Here is an 18,288-nt window from a genome sequence, read left to right as displayed (position 1 = left end):
GGCCACCTCAGCCGGCGCGGAAGCGCTGCAGCGCCACCACCAGCGATTCGCCCATCATGCGCAGGAACAGCGTGCCCATGCCGGGATAGAAACGGTTGGAGTCGTGGCTGCCGACGGCGATCATGCCGACGCCCGGCAGCGGCAGCAGCGCGGTGGACATCACCTCGCCGACCCGCTCGCCATACAGCACGTCGTTCTTCTCCGGCTGCAGGCGGCCGCAGATCGGCTCGCCATCCTGCAGGCAGTCGTGGAACGGTGCCAGCCGCGCATCACCGGCGGCGATGACCTGCAGCCACGGCGCCTGCTCCAGTTCCGCCACCGGCTGCAGGCTGACGATGCGCACCAGGTCGCCGGCGAAGTCTTCTTCCAGCGACGCGGCCATCGCGCGCAGGGTGTCGGCGGCGGTTCCCTGGCGCATCAGCGCCAGGGTCAACTGGTGGGTGCGGACCGCCAGGCGCTCGTTGACCTGCGCATTGGTGCCCAGCTCGACCAGCCGCCGCGACAGCTCGCGGTTCTTGTCGCGCAGCACTTCCAGCTGGTAGCTGGCCAGCGACGCGGTCGGGCCGTCGTCGCGCGGCACCACGAGCGTCAATGCCAGGTCGGGGAACTGCTTGAGGAAGGTCGGATGGCGCCGCAGCCAGGCCGCGACTTCGTGGGCGCCGATTTTCTCCAGGGTCTCGTTCATCCCATCCACTCTCCATCGAATACGAAGGCCGCCGGGCCGGACATCACGATCTGCGCATCGTCGGCCGGCCACTGGATGCGCAGGTCGCCGCCTGGCAGCGACATCACCGCATCGCGCGCCAGCCGGCCGCGCTGCATCAGCACCACCGCCGCCGCGCAGGCGCCACTGCCACAGGCCAGGGTCTCGCCGACGCCGCGCTCGAACACCCGCAGGCGCACGTGGCCGGGGCCCAGCACCTGGGCGAAACCGACGTTCACCGACTCAGGGAACGACGCATGCTGCTGCAGCAGCGGACCGATCCGCTCCACCGGTGCCGCGTCGATCAGGCCCACCTCCAGCACCGCGTGCGGGTTGCCCATCGACACCGCGCCGAAGCGCACGTTCTCGCCCTGCAGCGGCACCACGTATTCCTCGCGCGCGCGCGGGAAGCCGATCAGCGGAATCCGCGCCGGCTCGAACTCGGGTCGGCCCATCGCCACCGCGTAATGCCCGGCGTCCAGGCGCCGCACGACATGCGTGCGCAGCGGACTGTCGATCAGGAATTCATCCCCCTGCGCCGCGCCGTCGCGTACCAGCCAGGCGCCCACGCAGCGCGCGCCGTTGCCGCACTGCTGGGAGGTGGAGCCATCGGAGTTCCAGATCCGGTACGAGGCCACCGAGCCGGCGGCACGCGGCGGTTCGATGGTCAGGATCTGGTCACAGCCGACGCCACGGTGGCGGTCGGCCAGGCGCGCGGCAAGGCCGGCGTCGGGCGGCGGTGCGCCATCGCGCAGGTCCAGCACCACGAAATCGTTGCCGGCGCCATGCATCTTGGTGAAACGCAGGCGCGGCATGGCCGGCCTATTCATGGTCGTGGCCGTCGGCCTTCGCTTCCTGTGCGGGGCCGTCGGCCTGGGGTTGCGTGGCGGGTTTCACTTCCTGCTCTTCCACCGGCACCGGCTTCTGCGGCATCACCAGCGGCCCCTTGTTGCCGCAGGCGGTGAGGACCAGCAGCGCACAGGCGGCTGCAACGAGCATCGGAAGGCGGGACGTCTTGTTCATGGCCCGAGTATATCCACTCGCGGGTAAATGCAGCCGCGCCAGCGCACGCGCCGCCTCATCCCGGTGGCGGCAGCGGGCGCAGCCACAGCCAGGTGCAGACGCAGGCCATGCTGCCGATCGAAAACCACTTCACCCAGGCCAGCGGGACGCACCACAGCATGACCAGCGCGCACACCAGCATGGTGAGGGTGGCCATCCACTTGCCCCGGCGGCTGACCGCGCCATGCGCCTGCCAGTCGGCGATGGCCTTGCCGAAGCGCGGATGCGACAGCAGCCAGCGGTGCAGCCGGTCGGAGCCATGCGAGGCGGCCCAGGCCGCGATCAGCACGAACACCGTGGTCGGCAACCCCGGCACGAAGATGCCGACGATGCCCACCCCGAGGCTGGCATAGGCCAGCAGCCACCACGCCCAGCGCAGGCGCGCCGGGCGTCGTCCGGGCGGTATGGGCGGCTCCGGCACGGGCACCGCTGCCGTCAGTGCGCCACGTCCAGCTGCGACAGCACGAACGCGTAGGACTCGGCCAGTTCGTGGTAGCGCTGGAAGCGGCCGGACTTGCCGCCATGGCCGGCTTCCATGTTGGTGCGGAACACGATGGGATGGGTGCCGGTGTTGACGTCGCGCAGGCGCGCCACCCACTTGGCCGGCTCCCAGTACTGCACCTGCGAATCCCACAGGCCGGTGCCCACGAACAGCGCCGGGTAGGCCTGCGCCCGCACGTTGTCGTAGGGCGAGTAGCCGAGCATGTAGTCGTAGTACGGCTTCTGCTCGGGGTTGCCCCACTCGTCGTACTCGTTGGTGGTCAGCGGGATGCTGGCGTCGAGCATGGTGGTGACCACGTCCACGAACGGCACCTGCGCCACCATCACCCGGTAGTCGCCCGGCGCCTGGTTGGCGACCGCGCCCATCAGCAGGCCGCCGGCGCTGCCACCGGACGCGGCCACCCGGTCCTTCGCCGCGTAGCCCTGCGCCACCAGCGCGCGGGTGACGTCGACGAAATCGTTGAAGGTGTTCTGCTTGTGCAGCAGCTTGCCGTCCTCGTACCAGTGGCGGCCCATTTCCTCGCCGCCGCGGATATGGGCGATGGCATAGACCACGCCGCGGTCCAGCAGGCTGACCACGCTCTGGTTGAAATACGGATCCATCGACATGCCGTAGCTGCCGTAGGCGTACTGGTACAGCGCGGCGCTGCCGTCCTTGCTGAAGCCCTTCCTGTAGACCAGCGACACCGGTACCCGGGCACCGTCGCGCGCGGTCACCCAGACGCGCTCGGTCTGGTACAGCGACGGGTCATAGCCGATCACCGGCTGCTGCTTGAGCTGGCGCCGCTCGCCGGTCTTCACGTTCAGTTCGTAGGTGGTGGCCGGCGTGGTCAGCGAGGTGTAGCTGTAGCGCAGCCAGTCGGTGTCCGGCTCGGCGTTGACCGACAGGCCCATCGAATACGCCGGCTCATCGGCCTTGACCAGCTCGCTGCGGCCGTCGGCGAACAACAGACGCACGCGTTCCAGCGCCTCGGCGCGTTCGGCGATGGCGGTATAGCCGTCGAACAGCTCGAAGCCTTCCACCAGCACCTGCGGATCGTGCTTCACCCAGTCCTGCCACTGCGCGCGCGAGGTGGCACCGTCCGGCGCGGTGACCAGCTTGAAGTTCTTCGCGCCGTCGGCATTGGTACGGATCACCCAGCGGCCGTCGAAATGGTCGGCGTCGTATTCCACGTCGCGCGCCCGCGGCGCCAGCACGGTGAAGGCCGCCGGGTCGTTGGCCGGCGCGTAGCGCAGCTCCGAGGACACGGTGCTGTCCACACCGATGGTGATGTAACGGTCGTCGCGGGTACGGCCCACGCCCATGTAGAAGCTGTCGTCGTCTTCCTCGTAGACCAGCGCGTCGCTGCTGGCCGGGGTGCCCAGCACGTGCTTCCTGACCCGCACCGTGAGCAGCGTTTCCGGGTCGTTCTCGACGTAGAACAGGGTACGGTTGTCGTCGGCCCACACCACGTTCGGCGACACCCCCTGGATCACGTCCGGCAGCAGCTGCCCGGTGGTGAGGTCCTTGAAGCGGATCACGTACTGGCGGCGGCCGACGTCATCCTCGGCCCAGGCCAGCAGGCGGTTGTCCTGGCTCACTTCCATGTCGTCGACGGCGAAGTAGCCCTTGCCCTCGGCCATGGCGTTCAGGTCCAGCAGCACCTCTTCCGGCGCCTGCATGTCGCCCTTGCGGCGGGCGTGGACCGGGTAGTCCTTGCCGGTCTCGTAGCGGGTGTAATACCAGTAGCCGCGCTCGCGGTACGGCACACTGGCGTCGTCCTGCTTGATGCGGCCGACGATCTCGGCGTAGAGCGCGTCCTGCAGCGGCTTGAGCGGCGCCATCAGCGCATCGGTGTAGGCATTCTCGGCGTTGAGGTAGGCCAGCATCGCCGGGTCCTTGCGCTCATCGTCGCGCAGCCAGTAGTACGCGTCCTCGCGCACCGCGCCGAACGGCGCCTTGACCTGGTGGGGGCGCTTTTCGGCATCGGGTGGAACGGGCGGGGAAGCGGTGGCGGTATTCATCATCAGGCTTGCGACCAACAGGCAGAGGGCGGGTTTCACGGTACGGGCTCCATGGACGGGCACGTTGCCGCCCGGGCGATGGCCGACAGTGTGCCATGGACCTTGCCGCAGGCACCGCGCGCCGCGCCGCGGCCTATGATGGCGGCGATGAACACCGCCGCCCCCACCCCGTCCGGCTACAGCCGGCGCAGCCACGAGATCGCCCCGTTCCACGTCATGTCCCTGCTGGCCCGCGCCAATGCGCTGGAGCAGGCCGGCTTCGACGTGATCCACCTGGAGATCGGCGAACCCGATTTCACCACCGCCGGACCAATCATCCGCGCCGGCCAGGCCGCGCTCGCCGCCGGCCATACCCGCTACACCGCCGCGCGCGGCCTGCCGGCGCTGCGCGAGGCCATCGCCGGCTTCTACCGCGGCCGCTACGGCCTGGAGATCGACCCGGAACGGATCCTGGTGACCCCGGGCGGATCGGGCGCGCTGCTGCTGGCCTCCAGCCTGCTGGTCGACCCGGGCCGGCACTGGCTGCTGGCCGACCCGGGCTATCCGTGCAACCGCCATTTCCTGCGCCTGGTCGAGGGCGCCGCGCAGCTGGTACCGGTCGGCCCGGACAGCGGCTACCAGCTGACCCCGGCGCTGGTCGAGCGGCACTGGAACGATGACAGCGTCGGCGCACTGGTCGCCTCGCCGGCCAATCCCACCGGCACCACGCTCGATGCCGCGCAACTGGCGGCACTGTCGGCCACGCTGAAGGCGCGCGGCGGGCACCTGGTGGTGGACGAGATCTACCACGGCCTGACCTACGGTTTCGACGCCCCCAGCGTGCTGCAGGTGGACGACGATGCGTTCGTGCTGAACAGCTTCTCCAAGTATTTCGGCATGACCGGCTGGCGCCTGGGCTGGCTGGTCGCGCCACCGGCGGCGGTGCCCGAGCTCGAGAAGCTGGCGCAGAACCTGTACATCAGCGCGCCGTCGATGGCCCAGCACGCGGCGCTGGCCTGCTTCGAGCCGGAAACCATCGCCATCTTCGAGCAGCGCCGCGAACAGTTCCGCCAGCGCCGCGACTACCTGCTGCCGGCGCTGCGCAGCCTCGGCTTCCGCATCGACGTGGAGCCGCAGGGCGCGTTCTACCTGTACTGCGACGTCAGTGGGCTCACCGACGACGCACAGGCGTTCTGCGCGCACTTCCTGGAGACCGAGCACGTGGCGTTCACCCCGGGGCTGGACTTCGGCCACCACCGCGCCCACCAGCACGTGCGCATCGCCTATACCCAGGACGTGGCGCGACTGCAGGAAGCGGTGACGCGGATCCGGCGCGGGCTGGAAAGCTGGCGCGGGGCATAGCCGCGCCGCACACACCACGGGCGCAGGCCGCGCCGCCAGTGGAAGCCCCGGAAACGACGACGCCACCGTTGCGGTGGCGTCGTCGTTTCATCCAGGCACGAAGCGGTTCATCCGCAGCGGATCATTTCCCGCCCAGCTGCTCCCACAGGAAGCTGTAGGCCAGCGCCGACATGTGCGCGGCCTGCGCATTGTTGGCCGCGCCGCCGTGGCCACCTTCGATGTTCTCGTAGTAGGTCACGTTCTTGCCGGCGTCGATCATCCTGGCCGCCATCTTGCGGGCATGGCCCGGGTGCACGCGGTCGTCGCGGGTGGAGGTGGTGAACAGCACCGGCGGGTAGTCCTTCGCCGGGTCGAACAGGTGGTACGGCGAGAAGGTCTTGATGAATTCCCAGTCCGCGGTGTCCGGGTTGCCGTACTCGGCCATCCACGAGGCGCCGGCCAGCAGGTGGCTGTAACGCTTCATGTCCAGCAGCGGCACCTGCACCACCACCGCACCAAACAGCTCCGGATACTGGGTGAGCATGTTGCCGGTGAGCAGGCCGCCGTTGCTGCCGCCCTGCACGCCCAGGTGCCTGGCGCTGGTGATCCTGCGGCTGACCAGGTCCTGCGCCACCGCCGCCATGTCCTCATAGGCCTTGTGACGGTTCTGCTTCAGCGCCGCCTGGTGCCAACGCGGGCCGTACTCGCCGCCGCCGCGGATGTTGGCCACGACATACACGCCGCCCTTGTCCAGCCATGCGCGGCCCATGCCACCAGAATAGGACGGGGTCAGCGAGATCTCGAAACCGCCGTAGCCGTACAGCAGGGTCGGGTTGGAGCCGTCCAGCTTCATGTCCTTGCCGTGTACCACGAAGTACGGCACGCGGGTGCCGTCCTTGCTGGTGGCGAAGTGCTGTTCGATCACCTTGCCGCTGGCGTCGAAGAACGCCGGCATGGTCTTGAGCACTTCCGGCTGCTGGCCGATCTGCGCCAGCGACAGCGTAGTCGGGGTCAGGTAATCGGTGACGGTCATCCACACCGCGTCGCTTTCATCCGGATCGACGGCGCCGACCCCGATGGTGCCGAAGGCCGGGGCGCCGACGAAATCGCTGCTGGTCCAGCCGTCCTTGCCGTGGGTCAGCACCTTCAGGCGGTTCTTGACGTCATCGAGCACGTTGAGCACGACATGGTTGCGGGTCCATGCCGCGCCGGCCAGCGAGGTGGTGTCGGTCGGTGCGAACAGCACGTCGAACTCGCGCTTGCCGGCCATGAAGTCGTCGAACTTCGTCGCCAGCAGCGAGCCGGCGGCGTAGGTCTTGCCACCCACGGTCCACGGCTCGCGCAGTTCCAGCGTCAGCCACTCGCGGCGCACGCCCTTCTCGGCCGAATTGGGCGCGTCGACCTTGGTCAGCGCGCCGCCGGCACCGATCAGGAACAGCTCGTTGTTGTAGAAGGCGATGGTGCGGCTGACGAAGTCACGCTCGAAGCCCGGGGTGTCGTCATGCATCGCCGCGATGTACATGTCCTGCGGCGTACCCTCGTACACCGGGGTGGCCGCCGACATCGGCGTGCCGCGCTTCCAGCGCTTGACCACGCGCGGATAGCCGGAAGTGGTCATCGTGCCGTCGCCGAAATCGGTGTAGACGAACACGTTGTCCTGGTCGATCCAGCCCAACCCGCCCTTGGCCTCCGGACGGAAGAAGCCGTCCTTGATCCATTCCTTCCTGGCAACGTCGAACTCGCGGGTGACGTCGGCGTCGGCACCGCCGCGCGACAGCGCGATCAGGCAGCGCGTGTACTGCGGGCGCAGGCAGTTGGCGCCATGCCACACCCAGTTCTCGCCCTCGGCCTTGTTCAGCGCGTCCAGGTCCAGCACGGTTTCCCACAGCGGTTCGGCCTTGCGGTACTCAACCAGCGTGGTGCGGCGCCAGACGCCGCGCTCGTGCTGCTTGTCCTTCCAGAAGTTGTAGTAGTAATCGCCGATCTTCTCGACGCCGGGGATCTTGGCGTCCGAATCCAGCACCGCGCGGATGCCGGCCTCCATCTCCTTGAACTGCGGGCTCTGCGCCAGCCGTGCCTCGGCCTTGGCGTTCTGTTCCTTTACCCATGCCAGTGGCTTGTCGCCGGTGACGTCCTCCAGCCAGGCGTACGTGTCCTTGCCTTCATCGGCGGCCATGACGGCTCCGGACAGGCTGGCGGAAATCAGGCCCGCGGCGAGGCAGGCGGAAGTGAGTCGGGACATGATGGCTCCATGCGGTCATAAGCCGCGCACGCTAGCACAGCCGCCCTGCCGCGTTCCCCTGTCGAAGGTCAGGCCGCCCGCACCGCGCCGACACGACGCGCCCGGCGCAGGCGCCGCGCCTGCGGCCGCTGCCGGCCGCCCGCATGCTGGCGCCGGTTGCGCCAGGCCGCGGGCAGGCGGAACCGGTACAGCGCCCACCACGCACTCAACGGCATGCCCAGCAGCCACAACGGCAGCCAGCCGATCCAGGCGTTGCTGCCGCGCATGGCCGGCCACACCAGTACCAGGGCCAGCCCCGCAAGCGCGGCCTGTCTGACGCAGCGCAGCACGCGCGGATCGGGATGTTCGACGGCAGTGCGGCGGGACGACTCGGTCATGACACGCTCCGGTAACGGGTTGGGGCACATGCTGCCGGGCATCCATCTCAGAGGTTGCGACCGGGCATTGACGCATCCATCGCCGCCCATCGAACATGCTTGTGTCACCCACCATGGCGCTCCACTCCGCAATGCGACCCATTCCCGCGTTCCTGTCCGCTTTGTTGCTGAGCCTGACCCTGCCGCTGGCGCCGGCCCTCGCACAGGACGCCACCGCGGCCGCCCCCCAGGCCGAGGGCATCGCCGAAGGCCCGATCGACCTGCAGCGCTTCATGGGGCGCTGGTACGTGATCGGACGGGTGCCGAATTTCGTCGAGCGCGGCCATGTCGCCAGCGTCAACACCTACACCCTGCGCGGTGGCGACCGGGTGTCGATCCGCTACCAGTTCCGCGACGGCTTCAATGCGCCTGAAGAAGAGCTCGACCTGCGCGCGCGCGTGGACGAGGACAGCGGCAACCGCCGCTGGCGCACCTGGTTCTACAAGGTGGTGCCCACCCACACCCGCGTGCTGGAAGTGGCGCCGGATTATTCCTGGGCGCTGATCGGCTACCCGGGCCGCGAAATGGCGTGGATCTTCGCGCGCGAGCCGGACATGGACGCCACGCTGTACCGGCAGCTGGCATTGCGCCTGCGCGACCGCTACGAGGTCAACACCGACAAGCTCAAGCGCGTGCCGCAGCACCCGGCGCAGGTCGGCAAGCTCGGCTTCGAGGTCCCCAACCGCGACTGAGCGGCCCCGCCGAAGCCGGCGGGTTTGACCTGCGTCAATGGCCGCGCGCCTGCCGCGGCCTAGCATGGGTGTCCTTCGACCGGGACAACGCCATGACCGATGCTCCTGCCCGTCCTTCCGCTCCCCGGCCTGCGCGGCGACGATGAACGCGCGGCGGCAACGGCCGGCAGCACGCCGGCATTCCCGCAACCGGCGGGTGGCGGCATGAGCCGCTCGCGGCCGCTGGTGTATTCGTGTTCGGGCTGCTCCAGCGCGGCGCAGATGGCCAACCACCTGGCACTGCGGCTGGACCGTGCCGGCCAGGCGGAGATGTCCTGCATCGCCGGGGTCGGGGGCGGCGTTGCCGGGCTGGTACGCACCGCGCGCAGCCGGCGCCCCATCCTCGCCCTGGACGGCTGCGTGCTGCATTGCGTTTCCGCCTGCCTGGCGAACGCGGGCGTGGTCGCCGACACCCACCTCGTCCTGTCCGATTACGGGGTGAAGAAGCTCAAGCATGCCGATTTCGATGCCACCGAGGCCGAAGCGGTCTACGCCACGCAGGTGCTGCCGGCCGTGCAGGCGCTCAACCAGGAAAAAACGCATGGCTGAACAGGCACGCGGGCTGGCACCGGTGCGGCTGGCCATCGACGGCGTGGATGACGGGCTGGTGCTGCTGCTGGCCACGCGCAAGCGGCTGGCACGGCTGGCCGGGCGCATCAAGGCCCATGCGGGCGTCCAGGGCCGCGATGGCGCGCGCGAACAGCGCGTGCGCCACCGGGCCGAGCGCCTGGCCTCGGTGCTGGGGGTGCCGCCGGAGACCGCCAGCGGCGTGCTGGCACTGGCCATCGGCGACGCCTGCCGCACGCAAGGGCTTGAACCTGATCTGGATCAAGGAGCAATCGCGGGCAATGCCCCGATCATCGCCCCCATGATGCACACCCATGACGCTTACCCGCCGACACCGGCGCAGACCCTGCTGCGGCTGCTGCCGCCGCCCCGCCGCATCGCCCCGCTGCTGCGGGTGATGCCGCCGCCGGTGCACAAGCGCCTGCTGGAACGGGCGATGGCCCGGGTACTGGCCGCGCCGCTGCGCGACGGCACGCTGGATTTCATGGCCGGCCGCCGGCTGGGCATCGAGGTCAGCGACCTTGGCCTGCGTTGGGTGGTGGAGCTGCAGGGCCAGCGCCTGGCAGCGGTCGACGCCGCTGCCGAAGCCACCGTGCGCGGCAGCGCCACCGACCTGCTGCTGCTGGCCGGGCGGCTGGAAGACGCCGACACCCTGTTCTTCCAGCGGCGACTGGTGCTCACCGGCGACGTCGAGCTGGGCCTGACCGCACGCAACCTGCTGGACCGGCTGCCGTGGGAAAGCGTGCCGCTGGGGTTGCGCATCGCGCTCAACCGCGGCGCACGCCTGGCCCGCGCGGCACGCAGCGCGCACCAGGCGCGGGCCTGAGCAGCGGCGCGCCTCCGATGCCCGCGCCGGCACCGCGCGGGAGCCCTCCCTCCCACCCCGGTACCGCATGAACGCCTCCACCACGCCCGCCTGGCACCCCGAGCTCGAAGTGCGCTACGCACCGCTGGTCGACACCCTGGAACGGCTGATCCCGTGCCTGGAGGTGCCGCTGCACCTGCCCTGGATCGACGCCATCGGCGAACTCAAGCGCCAGCGTGGCGCGGTGATCATGGCGCACAGCTACCAGTCGCCCGAGATCTTCCACGGCGTGGCCGACGTCACCGGCGATTCGCTGGCGCTGGCGCAGGCGGCGGCCGACTGCGACAGCGAGCTGATCGTGCTGTGCGGCGTCCACTTCATGGCCGAAAGCGCCAAGATCCTGGCCCCGGGCAAGACCGTGCTGATCCCCGACCCGGACGCCGGCTGCTCGCTGGCCGCCTCGATCACCGCCGACGACGTGCGCGCCCTGCGCGCGCAGCATCCGGGTATACCGGTGGTGAGCTACGTCAACACCAGCGCGGCGGTGAAGGCCGAATCCGACGCCTGCTGCACCTCGGCCAACGCGGCGCAGGTGGTCGAAGCCATTGCCGCCGAGTTCGGCACCGGCAAGGTGATCTTCCTGCCCGACCGCTACCTCGGCGCCTGGGTCGCACAGCAGACCGGTGTCGAACTGGTGCTGTGGAACGGCCAGTGCGAGGTGCACGAGAAGTTCACCGCGATCGAAGCCCGGCACACCCGCGAGCGCTTCGACGCGAAGATCGTGGCGCACCCGGAATGCCCGCCGGACGTGCTGGCCGAAGCCGATTTCGTCGGCTCGACCAGCGCGATGGGGCGCTGGCTGGCGCAGGAAAAGCCGGCACGGGTGGCGATGATCACCGAGTGCTCGATGGCCGACAACCTGCGCAACCAGTTCCCGCAGGTGGAGTTCATCAAGCCCTGCAACCTGTGCCCGCACATGAAGCGGATCACCCTGCCCAACATCCATGCCTGCCTGCGCGAGCTGCGCCACGAGGTCACGGTGCCGGACGACATCGCCCGGCGCGCGCGCACGGCACTGCAGCGCATGTTGGCGGTGGGCCGTCGCGACGCGGTGTGAACGCGCCCATCCTCATCGTCGGCGGGGGCATCGCCGGGCTGGCGACGGCGCTGGCCGCCGCGCCAACGCCGGTACTGCTGCTCACCCGTGCGCGTGAAGGCAGTGATGTGGCCAGCACGCTGGCGCAGGGCGGCATCGCCGCGCCGGTCGGCGATGGCGACACCGCACAGGCCCATGCGCACGACACCTGCGTGGCCGGCAGCCAGCACAACGACCCTGCCGCGGTCGAGCGGCTGACCGGCGACGCGGTGGCCGCGGTCGAATGGCTGCAGCACCAGGGCGTCGCCTTCGACCGCGACCCCGGGGGTGCGCTGCAGCTCGGCCGCGAGGGTGGCCATGACCGCGCGCGCATTGTCCATGCAGGCGGCGATGCCACCGGCGCGAAAGTGATGCAGGCCCTGGTCACGGCCGCGCGCCGCGCGCCGCACATCCATCGCTGCGCGGGCCTGGATGTCACCGGCCTGCTGCTGCGCGATGGCCACGCCTGTGGCGTCCATGCGCTCGATGCCTTTGGCCATGCCGAGCGGATCCACGGGTGCGCGGTGGTGCTCGCCACCGGCGGCATCGGCGGGCTGTTCGCCCGGACCAGCAACCCGGCCGATGCCGACGGCAACGGGCTGGCGCTGGCCCTGGCCGCGGGCGCCGCGCTGCGCGACCTGGAGTTCGTGCAGTTCCATCCCACCGCGCTTGCCGTGCCCGGGCTGCACAGCCTGCCGCTGGTCACCGAGGCGCTGCGCGGCGCCGGCGCGCGGCTGCTCGACGCCGAAGGCCGGCCATTGATGGACGGCGTGCATCCGCTGGCCGATCTGGCGCCGCGCGATGTCGTCGCGCGGCAGGTCTGGCAGGCCTGCCGCGAGGGCGGCGCATGGCTGGATGCGCGCGGCATCGGCACGACCTTTCCCGCGCGCTTCCCCACGGTGTTCGCAGCCTGCATGCAGCACGACATCGACCCGCGTCTGCAGCCGATCCCGGTGACGCCGGCCGCGCATTTCCACATGGGCGGCATCGCCGTCGATACCGATGGCCGCAGCTCGCTGCCCGGCCTGTACGCGGTGGGCGAAGCAGCCTGCAACGGCGTGCACGGGGCCAACCGCCTGGCCAGCAACTCCCTGCTGGAAGGCGTGGTCTTCGGCCGCAGGCTGGGGACGCTGCTGGGTGCACTGCCGGGCACCGGCGCGAGGCACGGAGGATGCACGCTGGTGCGGCGCGGCCCATCGCTCGATGCCATACGCATTGCCGGCCTGCGCGAAACGATGATGCAGGCCATGGGGCCGGTGCGCAGCGGCAAGGCCCTGCAGGCCGCCCTGCTCAAGTACCAGGCAGCGGACGGGTGGCAGGGCGGACTGGCGCGCACGCTGCTGGCGGCGGCGCTGCGCCGCACGCAGAGCCTGGGCGCGCATTTCCTGGCCGACTGAACCCGTCGCGGCATGCCGGCTGCCCATGGCTGGCGGCAGCGGGACCGAACCAACGCATGCAGTGGCGGCCGGTTTGGCTGACGCGACCATTGCGCCCCCGCATTCCAGATCCGCGCGCGCGCTCATGGCCGGAGCACTGCCCATTCAGGCCGACAGGCGCTGCCTGTGGGCCGCATTTCCGCACCGCGGTGCGGCAACGCGACGGCGGGTTCCGCTCAGGCCTGCATGCGCATGCCCGGCTCGCCGTGCCAGTAGCCGTTGCGCTGGCCCAGCCGCGGCGGCACCGTCGCACTGGTGCGTGCCTCGTCGAAATGCCGCACCACCGCTTCCATGCCTTCGGCCTGCGGATACAGGCGCAGGATGTCCACGCCCAGCGTGCGCAGCTCCGGCAGCTCGGGCCCAAGGTCGGTGGTTTCCTCGCCCTGCACCGAGATGCCGTTGATGCGCAGGAACGGGCGGCCCTCGCGGGTGGCCAGCGGCATGCCGTCGGGATGGTCGATGCAGCGGAAGCCGCACTGGTCCTTGGGCACGTCCAGCGCGCGCGCGGTGAAGCAGCGCGCCGAGTACGACAGCGGCAACCGGCCCCAGGCGGTCACTTCCAGTTCCGGCATCGCGCCGCCGGCGGCGACGAAGGCCTGCTTGAGTTCGCCGATCAGCGTGCGCCCCTGCTCGACGCCGGGCACCCAGCGACGCATGCCGTCCTCGGCCAGCATCGCCAGTGCGCGATGGTTGTAAACGTTGAGCGAAGGCCCGGCCACGAACGGCCGGCCCTTCTCCCGGCACAACTGCACCGCGGACAGGTCGTTGGCCTCTATCCAGAAGCCGCCGTGCGACACCTGGCGGTCAAGCACGCCCAGTTCCGACTCGGCCTCGATCAGCGCCAGCGTCGACAGCACGATCTGCTTGCCGGAAGCGGCCAGCTCCTCGGCGAGCGCCAGCCAGTCGGCAGTGCGCAGTTCGCGGCGTTTGCTGCACACGGTCTCGCCCAGGTAGACCACGTCCAGCGGCCAGTGGATCGCCTCGCGATAGAACGCCAGCGTGCGCTCGCGCGGCCAGAAGTACTGCAGCGGGCCAAGGCTGATCTTCATCGTCGCTCCTTCAATGCCAGGCGCGGTGGTACGGGCCGAGCGTGGTCTGGTGGCCTTCGGCGTGGCGCGCCAGTTCGGCCTGCCACTCGGGCCGTGCCTGCCAGTGCGCGGGATCGGCGGCGAGCTGGTCGATGGCCCTGCGCCAGGTGCGCGTGACCGAACCGACGTAGGCCACGCCACGCTGGCGGCCCTCGATCTTCAGTGCGGCCACGCCGATCTGCTTGAGCCGCGGAAGCAGCTCCATGGTGTTGAGGCTGGTCGGCTCTTCCAGTGCATGGAAAACCTCGTCGCCGACCTCGAAGCGGCCCTTGCACACGGTCGGGTAGCCGGCCGGCTCGTCCGGCTTGAACGCGTCGATCAGCACGTCGTTGAGGCGCACGCTGCGGCTGCCGTCGGTGTGCTCGTCCCAGCGCACGAATTTGGCCGGGGAACACACGCCATGGCGGTTCGGCGAGGCACCGGTAACGTAGCTGGACAGCTGGCAGCGGCCTTCGACCATGATGCACAGGCTGCCGAAGGCGAACACCTCCAGTGCGACCGGCGACCTTTCGCACAGGCGTTCGACCTGCTGGATGGACAACACCCGCGGCAATACCGCGCGGCTGATGCCGAAGCGCTCGTACGCATAGCGCAGCGCCGGCGCGGTGGTGGCCGAGCCCTGCACCGACAGATGGCGCGGCAGCCGCGGGTGCGTGCGCATGGCGTAATCGAGCACCGCCATCTCCGCGGCGATGATGGCGTCGGCGCCAAGCGCGGCGGCCTTGTCCACGGCCGCGTACCAGTCGCCCAGGCGCGCGCTTTCGGGATAGGTGTTCAATGCCAGGTAGACGGATGCGCCGTGCGCATGCGCATAGCGGATGCCGGCACGCAGTTCGTCGTCCGAGAAGTTCAGGCCGGGGAATGCACGTGCGTTGGTCTGGTCGCGGAAGCCCGCGTACACCGCGTTGGCCCCGGCATCCACCGCCGCCTGCAGGGCCGGCAGGTTGCCGGCGGGACATACCAGTTGCATGCGGAGGCTCCGGCCGGGGGAGCCGGCATGATCCTGCGGGCAGCCACATGCGTCCTTGACGTGGGTCAAGCGCCGCGCCCGCACGCCGTTGACGTGGATCATGGGCACCGGCGCGCCTGCATGTGATGCTGCGGCACGGATGGGCATCGGCCCATCGTTCCGGAGAACACCATGCGACGCACGACCCTGCTTTGCGCCCCGCTGCTCATCCTCGCGGGCGCGCTTTCCTCCGCGACCGCCGCCGCGCAGTCCGCCCACGAGGGGCATGCCGCGCATGCGCCGACCACCGCGACGGCGACGGCACCCGCGCAGCGCTGGACCAGCGACGCGCCGCTGCGCGAGGGCATGCGTTCCATCCGCGTGGCGGTGCAGGCGCTGGAGCATTACGAGCACGGCCACATGGGCATCGCCCAGGCGAGCAGCACGGTGGCGCTGATCGATACCGCGGTCAACGACATCTTCGCCAACTGCAGGCTCGAGCCCGAAGCCGACGTGGCACTGCATGGCCTGCTGGCACGGTTCCTGGCCGGTGCCGAGGCGGTGCGCACGTCGCAGCAGGTGCCAGTGGCGGAGATCGCCGCCATGCGCGCGGCGCTGGCACGCTACCCGCAGCTTTTCGACGACCCGGCATGGGATGCCGCCACCGACTGATCAGTGCGCGATCACCGCGCGCCACAGCGCGTCGACGCGGCGCTCCACCTCCGGGTCGGGCTGGATCGGCCGGCTCCAGGTGCGGGAGGTTTCCGCCGGCCATTTGTGGGTGGCATCCAGTCCCAGCTTGGACCCCAGGTTCGGGGTCGGGCTGGAGAAGTCCAGGTAATCGATGGGCGTGTTCTCCACCAGCATGCTGTCGCGCGCCGGGTCCACCCGCGTCGAGATAGCCCAGATCACCTGCGACCAGTCGCGCACGTCGATGTCGTCGTCGGTGACGATCACGAACTTGGTGTAGGTGAACTGGCGCAGGTAGGACCAGATGCCCATCATGATCCGCCGCGCGTGGCCCGCGTACTGCTTGCGGATGCTCACCACGGCGATCCGGTACGAGCATGCTTCCGGTGGCAGGTAGAAATCCACGATCTCGGGGAACACCTTGCGCAGGATCGGCACGAACACGTCGTTCAGCGCCATCGACAGCACCGAGGGCTCGTCGTACGGGGCGCGCCCCATGTAGCTGCCGTGGTAGATCGCGCCGGTGCGCATGCGCATGCGTTCGACGGTGAGCACCGGGAAGGTGTCCTGCGCGTTGTAGTAGCCGGTGTGGTCGCCGAACGGACCTTCCAGCGCGGTGTCGCCGGGGTGGATGAAGCCCTCCAGCAGGATCTCCGCGCCGGCCGGCGCGTCCAGCCCGGTCAGGGCGCTGCGCCACAGCCGGGTGCGCGATGCCCGCAGCAGCCCCGCGAACTCGTATTCGGACAGCGTGTCGGGTACCGGCGCCACCGCGGCCAGCAGGGTCGCCGGGTCGGCGCCGATCGCCACCAGCACCGGGAACGGCCTGCCCGGGTGCGCGGCCTGCCAGTCGGCGAAGTCCAGCGCGCCACCGCGGTGCGGCAGCCAGCGCATGATCACCCGGTTGCGGCCGATCACCTGCTGGCGGTAGATGGCCACGTTCTGCCGTGGCTGGCGGGTGCCGCGGGTGACCACCAGGCCGAAGGTGATCAGCTTGCCCGCGTCCTGCGGCCAGCAGCGCTGCACCGGCAGCACGCCCAGATCGACGTCCTCGCCGCTGCGCACGTCCGCGTCGAACGCGGCCTCGTCCACCCGGCGCGGCGCCACGTGCGCCAGCTGCGCCAGTTCCGGCCAGTGCGCCAGCGCCTGGCGCAGGTTGCCGGGCCAGCGCGGCTCCTTGACCGCGGCCAGCAGTTCGCCGAGTTCGCGCAGCGAGGCCAGCGGGCGCCCGGCCAGGGCCAGCTCGATCCGGCGGCTGTGCCCGAACAGGTTGCCCAGCAGCGGGTGCGCCGAGCCGGTTGCCGGCATCAGCAGCGCCGGCCCCTGCGCCCGCAGCGCGCGCAGGCACAGCGCGGTGCTTTCCAGTTCCGGATCCACCGGCACGGCGAGTTCGCGCAGCTGGCCGCAGGCACCCAGGTGCTGCAGGAAACCGCGCAGATCGTGGAAGGCCATGCGGCGGCTCCGGGCCATCGGGGACACCGATTCTGGCGACGCGGCCGGCATCGCCCCATGACCTGGGTCAAGCGCGCCGGCTTTGCGGCGCGGGCCGGGTCAGTCGTAGTTGCTCAGCGCCAGCGACAGCAACGCCTTGGCCTGCTCGCGCAGCGACTGCGGCTCGACGATCTCCGCGTCCGAGCCGTAATGCAGCACGTCCATCAGCAGTTCCCGCGACACGCTGTACGGCACCTTCAGCTCATAGCGGCCGTCGGCCAGGAAGCGGCCCTGCTGCCTGGAGTGCCAGTGCTCGTCGGCCACCCAGCGCGCCGCCTTGGCGCTGAACACGATGGTCGCCCAGCCCTTGGGCGCGCCGGAGAAGATGCCGTAGCCGGCGCCCAGCTGCGCGTCCAGTTCGCTGTCATCGATGTCGCGCGCGGCCTGGTCGATCACCCGCGCCTTGTGGATGCGGTCCACAGCGAAGCTGCGCAGCGCCTCGCGACCATGGTCCCAGGCATCCAGGTACCAGTTGTCGCGGTAATGGGTGATGCGCTGCGGCGAGACCGTGCGCCGGGTGACCTCGTCGGTGGAACGCGCCCGGTAATCGAAGGACAGCTGGCGGCGCTCGAGCACGCCCGAAGCCACCGTGCGGAAGCTGGCCTCGTCGAGCTTGCGGCCGCGATGCGGGATCACCCGCACCCGCTCCACCGGCCACGTCGACGCACCGGCCTGGGCCGCCAGCAGGCTTTCGATGCGCTGCTGCAGCGGTGCCAGCACCGAGGACAGCACGCCGCCGCCGGTGCGTGCCAGCAGGTGCTGGGACGCCAGCAGCGCATGCAGCTCCTCCGAGCTCAGCCACAGCCCGGGCAGCTCGAAACGGTCGCTTTCCCCGCTCTGGTAGCGGAAACCCGCCTCGCCGTCGCCCTCCACCGGCGCCATCAGGGCGTCGCGCAGGAAGGCCAGGTCGCGGTAGACCGTGGCCCGTGAACAGCCCAGTTCCTCCTGCAGGCGCGCCACCGTGATCGGGTAGCGCGCGGACTTGAGCAGGCGATGCAGTGCGTTGATGCGTTCATAGCGGTCCATGGCCCGATTATGTCCGACTCGGAGGTGAATGGCGCGCGGCGGGCATGGCGCCAGGCTTAACCGTGGGCCAAGCGCCGCCCGGCGGGCGCAGCGGGCGCGGCGGGGTCATCCGGTATCATGAAAAC

The 18,288-nt window shown here is 70.2% G+C and carries 18 protein-coding genes; 7 read left to right on the top strand and 11 right to left on the bottom strand.

Annotation, left to right across the window (positions count from 1 at the left end; translation table 11 throughout):
- Positions 1–7: 7 nt before the first annotated feature.
- Genes QQA12_RS02810 through QQA12_RS02790 form a run of 5 tightly spaced genes read right to left on the bottom strand, consistent with a single transcriptional unit; the run spans position 8 to position 4,309 of the window.
- Positions 8–685 (bottom strand): DUF484 family protein, encoded by a 678-nt coding sequence (locus tag QQA12_RS02810; protein WP_226050702.1) that lies wholly within the window; start codon positions 683–685, stop codon positions 8–10.
- The gene (gene dapF, locus QQA12_RS02805) at positions 682–1,533 is read right to left on the bottom strand and encodes a diaminopimelate epimerase (RefSeq protein ID WP_054662838.1); all 852 of its coding nucleotides are present in this window, start codon (positions 1,531–1,533) and stop codon (positions 682–684) included. Before dapF ends, QQA12_RS02810 begins: the two co-directional genes overlap by 4 nt.
- Complete coding sequence (locus QQA12_RS02800) at positions 1,526–1,726, bottom strand: lipoprotein (RefSeq protein ID WP_054662835.1); 201 nt, start codon at positions 1,724–1,726, stop codon at positions 1,526–1,528. Before QQA12_RS02800 ends, dapF begins: the two co-directional genes overlap by 8 nt.
- 55 nt (positions 1,727–1,781) lie before the next feature.
- A complete protein-coding gene (locus QQA12_RS02795; RefSeq protein WP_226050703.1) occupies positions 1,782–2,186 on the bottom strand; it encodes a YbaN family protein in 405 nt (134 codons plus the stop codon).
- Positions 2,187–2,200: 14 nt separating this feature from the next.
- Positions 2,201–4,309, bottom strand: coding sequence for a S9 family peptidase (locus QQA12_RS02790; protein WP_226050704.1), 2,109 nt, complete (start codon positions 4,307–4,309; stop codon positions 2,201–2,203).
- 108 nt (positions 4,310–4,417) lie between these two features.
- Between QQA12_RS02790 and QQA12_RS02785 the strand changes: the two genes are divergently transcribed.
- Positions 4,418–5,611 (top strand): pyridoxal phosphate-dependent aminotransferase, encoded by a 1,194-nt coding sequence (locus QQA12_RS02785; protein WP_226050750.1) that lies wholly within the window; start codon positions 4,418–4,420, stop codon positions 5,609–5,611.
- A 121-nt stretch (positions 5,612–5,732) separates the two neighbouring features.
- Here the strand turns inward: QQA12_RS02785 and QQA12_RS02780 are convergent, their stop codons facing one another.
- Positions 5,733–7,832 carry a prolyl oligopeptidase family serine peptidase gene (locus tag QQA12_RS02780; RefSeq protein WP_226050705.1) on the bottom strand — a complete coding sequence of 700 codons (2,100 nt, stop codon included), beginning with the start codon at positions 7,830–7,832 and terminating at the stop codon, positions 5,733–5,735.
- A gap of 68 nt (positions 7,833–7,900) precedes the next feature.
- Complete coding sequence (locus QQA12_RS02775) at positions 7,901–8,209, bottom strand: hypothetical protein (RefSeq protein WP_054662827.1); 309 nt, start codon at positions 8,207–8,209, stop codon at positions 7,901–7,903.
- 131 nt (positions 8,210–8,340) lie between these two features.
- Here QQA12_RS02775 and QQA12_RS02770 point away from each other — a divergent pair, with 131 nt between their 5' ends.
- The 5 genes from QQA12_RS02770 (at position 8,341) to QQA12_RS02750 (ending at position 12,883) form a co-directional block, all read left to right on the top strand.
- The gene (locus QQA12_RS02770; RefSeq protein WP_056930901.1) at positions 8,341–8,940 is read left to right on the top strand and encodes a lipocalin family protein; all 600 of its coding nucleotides are present in this window, start codon (positions 8,341–8,343) and stop codon (positions 8,938–8,940) included.
- A 99-nt stretch (positions 8,941–9,039) separates the two neighbouring features.
- The gene (locus QQA12_RS02765) at positions 9,040–9,528 is read left to right on the top strand and encodes a putative zinc-binding protein (RefSeq protein ID WP_269150100.1); all 489 of its coding nucleotides are present in this window, start codon (positions 9,040–9,042) and stop codon (positions 9,526–9,528) included.
- Entirely contained in the window at positions 9,521–10,372 is an 852-nt protein-coding gene (locus QQA12_RS02760; RefSeq protein WP_054662820.1) for an SCP2 sterol-binding domain-containing protein, read from the top strand. Before QQA12_RS02765 ends, QQA12_RS02760 begins: the two co-directional genes overlap by 8 nt.
- A 67-nt stretch (positions 10,373–10,439) precedes the next feature.
- Positions 10,440–11,468 carry a quinolinate synthase NadA gene (gene nadA / locus QQA12_RS02755; RefSeq protein WP_054662817.1) on the top strand — a complete coding sequence of 343 codons (1,029 nt, stop codon included), beginning with the start codon at positions 10,440–10,442 and terminating at the stop codon, positions 11,466–11,468.
- Complete coding sequence (locus tag QQA12_RS02750) at positions 11,465–12,883, top strand: FAD-binding protein (RefSeq protein ID WP_226050706.1); 1,419 nt, start codon at positions 11,465–11,467, stop codon at positions 12,881–12,883. The genes nadA and QQA12_RS02750 overlap by 4 nt, the downstream gene beginning before the upstream one ends.
- A 215-nt stretch (positions 12,884–13,098) precedes the next feature.
- Here the strand turns inward: QQA12_RS02750 and QQA12_RS02745 are convergent, their stop codons facing one another.
- Together QQA12_RS02745 and QQA12_RS02740 are read right to left on the bottom strand one after the other, a co-directional pair.
- Positions 13,099–13,971 carry a U32 family peptidase gene (locus QQA12_RS02745; RefSeq protein ID WP_056930898.1) on the bottom strand — a complete coding sequence of 291 codons (873 nt, stop codon included), beginning with the start codon at positions 13,969–13,971 and terminating at the stop codon, positions 13,099–13,101.
- A gap of 10 nt (positions 13,972–13,981) precedes the next feature.
- A complete protein-coding gene (locus QQA12_RS02740) occupies positions 13,982–14,980 on the bottom strand; it encodes a peptidase U32 family protein (protein WP_226050707.1) in 999 nt (332 codons plus the stop codon).
- Between the two features lie 171 nt (positions 14,981–15,151).
- Here QQA12_RS02740 and QQA12_RS02735 point away from each other — a divergent pair, with 171 nt between their 5' ends.
- Positions 15,152–15,631 carry a DnrO protein gene (locus QQA12_RS02735; protein ID WP_226050708.1) on the top strand — a complete coding sequence of 160 codons (480 nt, stop codon included), beginning with the start codon at positions 15,152–15,154 and terminating at the stop codon, positions 15,629–15,631.
- On the opposite strand, the gene QQA12_RS02730 is transcribed toward QQA12_RS02735, so the two are convergent.
- Together QQA12_RS02730 and QQA12_RS02725 are read right to left on the bottom strand one after the other, a co-directional pair.
- Positions 15,632–17,098: a UbiD family decarboxylase gene (locus QQA12_RS02730; protein WP_054668574.1), complete on the bottom strand. Its 1,467-nt coding sequence runs from the start codon at positions 17,096–17,098 to the stop codon at positions 15,632–15,634.
- Positions 17,099–17,197: 99 nt separating this feature from the next.
- Positions 17,198–18,163: a YafY family protein gene (locus QQA12_RS02725; RefSeq protein WP_054662802.1), complete on the bottom strand. Its 966-nt coding sequence runs from the start codon at positions 18,161–18,163 to the stop codon at positions 17,198–17,200.
- Positions 18,164–18,288: the final 125 nt, after the last annotated feature.

Origin of the sequence: Stenotrophomonas sp. 17(2023) (assembly GCF_030345315.1) — a bacterium.
Lineage (GTDB): Bacteria > Pseudomonadota > Gammaproteobacteria > Xanthomonadales > Xanthomonadaceae > Stenotrophomonas > Stenotrophomonas acidaminiphila.
This window is presented reverse-complemented; position numbering and strand designations above follow the sequence as displayed.

Excerpts from the sequence above, each read along its gene's own strand:
- QQA12_RS02810 (WP_226050702.1), bottom strand. The coding sequence starts at position 685 with ATGAACGAGACCCTGGAGAAAATCGGCGCCCACGAAGTCGCGGCCTGG.
- QQA12_RS02740 (WP_226050707.1), bottom strand. The coding sequence starts at position 14,980 with ATGCAACTGGTATGTCCCGCCGGCAACCTGCCGGCCCTGCAGGCGGCG.
- nadA (WP_054662817.1), top strand. The coding sequence starts at position 10,440 with ATGAACGCCTCCACCACGCCCGCCTGGCACCCCGAGCTCGAAGTGCGC.
- QQA12_RS02770 (WP_056930901.1), top strand. The coding sequence starts at position 8,341 with ATGCGACCCATTCCCGCGTTCCTGTCCGCTTTGTTGCTGAGCCTGACC.
- QQA12_RS02745 (WP_056930898.1), bottom strand. The coding sequence starts at position 13,971 with ATGAAGATCAGCCTTGGCCCGCTGCAGTACTTCTGGCCGCGCGAGCGC.
- QQA12_RS02800 (WP_054662835.1), bottom strand. The coding sequence starts at position 1,726 with ATGAACAAGACGTCCCGCCTTCCGATGCTCGTTGCAGCCGCCTGTGCG.
- QQA12_RS02775 (WP_054662827.1), bottom strand. The coding sequence starts at position 8,209 with ATGACCGAGTCGTCCCGCCGCACTGCCGTCGAACATCCCGATCCGCGC.
- QQA12_RS02735 (WP_226050708.1), top strand. The coding sequence starts at position 15,152 with ATGCGACGCACGACCCTGCTTTGCGCCCCGCTGCTCATCCTCGCGGGC.
- QQA12_RS02785 (WP_226050750.1), top strand. The coding sequence starts at position 4,418 with ATGAACACCGCCGCCCCCACCCCGTCCGGCTACAGCCGGCGCAGCCAC.
- QQA12_RS02780 (WP_226050705.1), bottom strand. The coding sequence starts at position 7,832 with ATGTCCCGACTCACTTCCGCCTGCCTCGCCGCGGGCCTGATTTCCGCC.
- QQA12_RS02760 (WP_054662820.1), top strand. The coding sequence starts at position 9,521 with ATGGCTGAACAGGCACGCGGGCTGGCACCGGTGCGGCTGGCCATCGAC.
- QQA12_RS02730 (WP_054668574.1), bottom strand. The coding sequence starts at position 17,098 with ATGGCCTTCCACGATCTGCGCGGTTTCCTGCAGCACCTGGGTGCCTGC.
- QQA12_RS02765 (WP_269150100.1), top strand. The coding sequence starts at position 9,040 with ATGCTCCTGCCCGTCCTTCCGCTCCCCGGCCTGCGCGGCGACGATGAA.
- QQA12_RS02725 (WP_054662802.1), bottom strand. The coding sequence starts at position 18,163 with ATGGACCGCTATGAACGCATCAACGCACTGCATCGCCTGCTCAAGTCC.
- dapF (WP_054662838.1), bottom strand. The coding sequence starts at position 1,533 with ATGAATAGGCCGGCCATGCCGCGCCTGCGTTTCACCAAGATGCATGGC.